The sequence below is a fragment of the Burkholderia sp. BCC0405 genome, assembly GCF_902833075.1.
GTDB lineage: Bacteria > Pseudomonadota > Gammaproteobacteria > Burkholderiales > Burkholderiaceae > Burkholderia.
The window spans coordinates 1-5,420 of sequence record NZ_CADFEO010000048.1; the positions used below are offsets into that span (position 1 = coordinate 1).

A 5,420-nucleotide genomic window follows, 5' to 3' on the forward strand; every position below is an offset into this window, starting at 1 on the left:
GCGTTGAAATATCGCTCGCCAAGAGCGTTCCGTCGCGCAATGGATTCAGCAACCTTAGTGTGACGCTGTGTCCGGGATTACAGGGTCAACTCCATACACGCGCGAGTGCCCGGCCATTGAAGTTGATACTTCGCTATCGGGCTTGCGGGTGCAGCAAGTGCTCGAACGGCTCAGGGAGATGCAAGGCTTACCCGCAACCATCACCCGGGACAACGGACCGGATTTCACTCGTAAGGTACTGGGGCACGGACCTACGAATCAGGTGTCACGCTGTCGTTCATTCGGCCTGGCAAGCCGGTGAAGAATGCCTACATCGAGAGCTTCAACGGGCAGGTCCGCGATGAATGCCTGAACGAGCATGGGTTCGTGTCAATGCGCCACGCCAAGCGGCTGACTGAGGAATGGCGTATTGAGTACAACACCGAGCGGGCTCATAGTTCGTCCGGCTATTTGACGCCTGTGCAGTTCGCCCCGGTTCACGATGCAAAACGGCAGTTTCAACCTCAGACTCTAACTGCAGTCCGGACTAAGAGCCGTTAACACAAGTCCCGAACGAAGCGAGAACGGATGACGGCGGCGGCCAGAGAAAGGAGCGCGGAATGAATGTCGAGTCAACGCTCGAAACGGATACGAAGCTGGCCGAAGCCGGCAAGCCAGAATGTGTACGCTCGACAATCCATCGATGACGTCCCAGACGCTCTTTGCTTTCGATACCTTTCCGGGCGATTCGTGCCCGCCAGCGGGATGCAGCGAGCGGCTACGACAAGGTACCGCTTGCTCCCAAAAGGGAGCACGAAAAGAAACGACGCAAGCCGACGCCAAGTCATGGCACGACCTCGGCCATTGGCTGCCCCCTCTATTGCAAGCACGCGAGGCATCAGATTTCCGTTTCATTTCCAAAATCAAACATCTCATTTTTCACGATCTAAACCGTCTATCTTGAACTGCTCACGATCCTTATCGCCAATCCACTTAGGCACACGCCCTACTCCTGACCAGGTCGCCCCGCTAACAGGATCGAAATAACGTGGCCTTCGCTTTGTCGCATTGCGTAGAGTTTCGGCAGAAAATATATCGCTTGGCGAAAAACCAAACTCTCGAATACAATATTTGATCTCAAGCAATATTGCCTCTGCATTGGCTCGTCTACGCTCCGAAATCTGAGATTCGAGCCTCGCCATTTCCTCGATATATTCTTGATAAGATTTCACGAATCCAATTAAAAAAGGCACCACATATAATCAAAATATTCAATCCATGCACCTAATAGCACCCAACACCCCATCGCTCACCTCATCTTAATTTCACATTAGCATAAAATAATGGCTCTCCGCCGCCTCACTATACAAGCGATTCGTCTGGAAACATGCCCTTCAAGCGGCAACACTCAACCCATCAAGATGAATACTATATCGATTACGGCCAATGATTCAGAACATTTATCACAGATAGATTTCATTCTCCTGAAGAATAGCGTTCGCGGACGAGCCCATAGCTAGCCCCCTTTCCTTTCCTGACGAAACGAGTGAGGAGCTTGGCATAGATTGCCAATGGCTACATGAATAGCCCCATCCGCCACCATAAGTAGAGCGTGATCGCGTGAATTATCCTGACACGTCAGAAATCAGACAACTCAACACCAGCATTGATCATAAAATTCAATCCCACCCCGATTTCCAAGAGCGAATTACGTTTTACCGGTTCGCGATGCACCGCCTTGCTCAACGAGCCATTTTTCGAGGGTAAGGACGTCGGGTTGGCGTGCACGCAACGCAGGTATATCGGCTAGGTAACCTGCCTCTCCAAACCAAGCAAACATCTTCCGAAAATCATAGGGCAGCGGACGGAAAAGAAATCTGGGCAGAGGGAAAGGCAACCCGACCGACCAACCGTGGTTCTTGAAGGTGGAGACAATCTGCGCGCGGGTCAACTCGACGCCGGCGATTTCCTCGGCCTTACCAAGAAAATCACCTGGGCGGGCAAATGCTTGCGCAACCCAATTGCCAATGTCGGCAACTGCGATCATTTGGAGCGACTTCGTCTTGGGCACGTAGCTGCGTAAAAGCGCCAACAACACAGTTCGCTGTACAGGGTTACTAAAATTTTCCATGAAGAACACGGGACGAACAATGCTGGCTGGTAGGCCAATTCTGAGGATATGCTCCTCGATGAGCCGCTTGCTTTCAAAATGCGGCACGCCCGAGCGTCGATCGGCACCGCCTACCGATGCATAGATGAAGTGCTGTACACCTGCGGCGAGTGCGGCATCCGCTGCGGCGATGCCCCGGCGAGTCTCGACTGCCGCGCCTTGCTCCGAGCCTTGAACGGAAAAAACGCCAAGGGCACCGGCAAAGGCGGCTCGCAACGAGGCGGGGTCGTCCAGGTCAGCCGCGACGACCTCAATGCCATCCGCAGCCAATTGCTTCGCCGCAATGGAGTTAGGGTTTCGTGAAAGTGCGCGAATATACCAATGGCCGTCCGCCCTTAACGAACGGGCCACAGCACCGCCCTGTTGCCCGGTCGCACCTAGAACAACGATGGTTTTGAAAGTCATGATGTGGAAATCGATTGAATTGAAAATATTGTTATCGAATCTTTAGCCGTACGCGGAATCGGAGCAAACCAGAAACAACGTGCCTCGTCCGTAGAATCAGCGCGCACGAACACTTCCTGCCGATCGGCCACCCAACGTTATCCACGACAACCCGATGCCAATCAATCCGCAGGCTGTCATGCCAGCGACCATAGGCAATGGACTGTCGCTCGCGAACCTGCTCATCACGGCCACCGCGACTGCGCCGGTCAGGATCTGCACCGTTCCCAGCAGCGCGGACGCCGTTCCTGCGATTCGGCCATGCTGCTCCAGCGCGAGTACACCTGTCGTGGGGATGACGACGCCCATGAATGCGCTGGCAAGAGCGTAAAGGCCAATCAATACCCACAGCCGGTCGCCGATCGCAACGTAGTAGGTTAGCAGGATCAGCATGACGGCACTGCACGCATGAACGCAGACCTTGATCACCTGCTCGATTCCAAAGCGCTCACACAATTCACCGTTAAGTTGTGCCGCGAGAAAGAACGATGCCGCATTGAACCCAAAGGCAACACCATATTGCGCAGGCGACAGGCCATAGTGGTTGATCAGCACAAATGGCGAGGTAGCCAGGAAGATGAAGAAGATTGCAAACGCGCAACTACCGATGAGCACGAGACCCAGGTAGCGGCCGTTGCGCAGTAACAGCGCGTAAGAACGCAGGGTTGCGCCAAAGCCGCCGCCGATTCGCGCGTCGCGCGTATGCGACTCCGAGAGCATCGTCGAAGCCAGTAGCAGCCCGACTAGTGCCGCGGCCGTCACCACCCAGAAAACACCGCGCCAGCTCAGATGGGCAACGACGACGCTGCCAACCAGCGGCGCAAGAATCGGCGAAATGCCGAATACCAGCATCAGCATCGAAATCAATCGTGTGGCGTCGTTGCCAGTATGCAGGTCACGCACCACGGCGCGCGGAATCACCATGCCCGCTGCGGCGCCGAGACCTTGCACGGAGCGAAGCGCGACAAGCGTCTCGATACTCGTGGCCAGTGCGCAGCCGATACTCGCGACGACGAACAATGCCAAGCCGAAATAAAGTGGAGGCTTGCGTCCGACGGCGTCCGATACGGGACCGAAGATGAGTTGGCCGACGCCCATCGAGACGAAGAATGCCGTCAAGCTCAACTGGGTTGTGCTCATGTCAGCACCCAGGCTCCGACTAATCACGGGCAGCGCCGGCAAGTACATATCGATAGCAAACGGTCCGATCGCGGATAGTAGCCCTAATATCAACGCGACTCTGACGAATCTTGAATACATATGATTATCTCGGTTAGAGCACGAGAACCCCACGGGTTCGCGACACAAAACTACTGCTAAGCGCGCATTCACGAAAATGGGTAGTGTTCGTACCCTTCTGTATGACTGAGCGGTCAACCTCGGAAATATCGTAGCGATCTTGGGGCTCCGCTTTTCAAGAAGCTCTACCGCATCGGCATGCTCCTCCAACACCAAAGTCGACCCGGCTCTTCCGCCTGTGACGAAAGTACTCGTACGATTCCTGCGTCACGGGCGTCCACCGCCATGGCAACATAAATAAGCAAAACCTAGTTTTGAGACGAATCTTCTACCCTGCCATGGTCGACAGTAGTATCCGGCGCGCGCGGCGTTTCGCCTGCGCGCTGGATCCAGCCGCCGCCCAATGCACGGTACAGGTCGACCAGGTTCGTCCAGCGTGCCAGACGCGCGCTGATCAGCGACTGCTGCGCCGTGTACAGGTCCGTCTGTGCCGTCAGCACCGGCAGGTAGCTGTCGACACCGTTCTTGTAACGCAGGTCCGACAGGTCGAAGCGCCGCTGCTGCGCGTGCTCGTTGCGCTCGAGCGCCGCGATCTGCTGGTCGTACGTGCCGCGTGCGGCCAGCCCGTCGGCCACGTCGCGGAACGCCGACTGGATCGCCTTCTCGTAGTTGGCGATCTCGATGCGCTTCTGCACGTGCGCGAGATCGAGGTTCGCGATGTTCTGCCCGCCTTCGAAGATCGGCAGCGCGATATTCGGCGCGAACGACCATGCCGCCGTGCCGGCCTTGAACAGGCCGCCCAACGTCGGGCTCGCCGTGCCGAATGCGGCCGTCAGCGAGATCCTCGGGAAGAACGCAGCGCGCGCCGCGCCGATGTTCGCGTTCGCGGCAAACAGCGTCTGCTCAGCCTGCATCACGTCCGGGCGACGCGTCAGCAGGTCGGACGGAAGGCCTGCCGGCACATCCGTCAGCAGGTTCTGCGCGTCGAGCGGCATGCCCGCCGGCAGGTCGTCCGGCAGCGGCTCGCCGATCAGCAGCACCAGCGCGTTCAGCGCCTGCGCACGTGAGCGAGCCTGCGCCTGCTGGTTCGCGAGCGCCGTCTCGACCACCGTCTGCGCCTGACGCAGGTCGAGCTCGGAGCCCGTGCCGTTGTCGAACTGCAGCTTCGTCAGGTTGTACGAGTCCTGCGCCGTCTTCAGCGTGTTCTCGGTAACCTTCAGCAGGTCGTCGGTCGACAGCAGCGTCAGGTATTGGTCAGCCACCTGCGACACCAGTGAGATCTCCTGCGCTTGCCGCGCATAAGACGTCGACAGGTACTGTGCAAGTGCCTGGTCCTTCAGGCTCTGCACGCGGCCGAACAGGTCGAGCTCCCACGACGCCGAAAGGCCGACGTTGTAGGTCGTCGTAATGTTCCGGCCCGGCGCCACCGACAGTGAATTTGGCAGGCGCTGACGGTTACCGGTACCCGTCGCATCGAGCGTCGGGAACAGCCCGGCGCGCGTGATCTGGTACTGCGCGCGCGCCGCCTCGATGTTCAGCACCGACACGCGCAGGTCGCGGTTGTTCTTCAGCGCGATCTCGATCAGCC

4 protein-coding genes and 1 pseudogene are annotated in these 5,420 nt (G+C 57.5%); all 5 read right to left on the reverse strand.

Annotation, left to right across the window (positions count from 1 at the left end):
- Window positions 1-536: 536 nt before the first annotated feature.
- Window positions 537-730: pseudogene (locus HWX36_RS36485) on the reverse strand (transposase); the annotation flags it as partial.
- 181 nt (window positions 731-911) lie between these two features.
- Complete coding sequence (locus HWX36_RS36490; RefSeq protein ID WP_244136617.1) at window positions 912-1,211, reverse strand: H-NS histone family protein; 300 nt, start codon at window positions 1,209-1,211, stop codon at window positions 912-914.
- Between the two features lie 476 nt (window positions 1,212-1,687).
- Window positions 1,688-2,554, reverse strand: a complete 867-nt coding sequence (locus tag HWX36_RS36495) for an NmrA/HSCARG family protein (protein ID WP_175958547.1) — start codon at window positions 2,552-2,554, stop codon at window positions 1,688-1,690.
- Window positions 2,555-2,650: 96 nt separating this feature from the next.
- Window positions 2,651-3,853 (reverse strand): multidrug effflux MFS transporter, encoded by a 1,203-nt coding sequence (locus HWX36_RS36500; RefSeq protein ID WP_175958548.1) that lies wholly within the window; start codon window positions 3,851-3,853, stop codon window positions 2,651-2,653.
- Between the two features lie 287 nt (window positions 3,854-4,140).
- Window positions 4,141-5,420 (reverse strand): efflux transporter outer membrane subunit (locus tag HWX36_RS36505; RefSeq protein ID WP_175958549.1); only part of this gene is annotated, 1,280 nt, incomplete at its 5' end.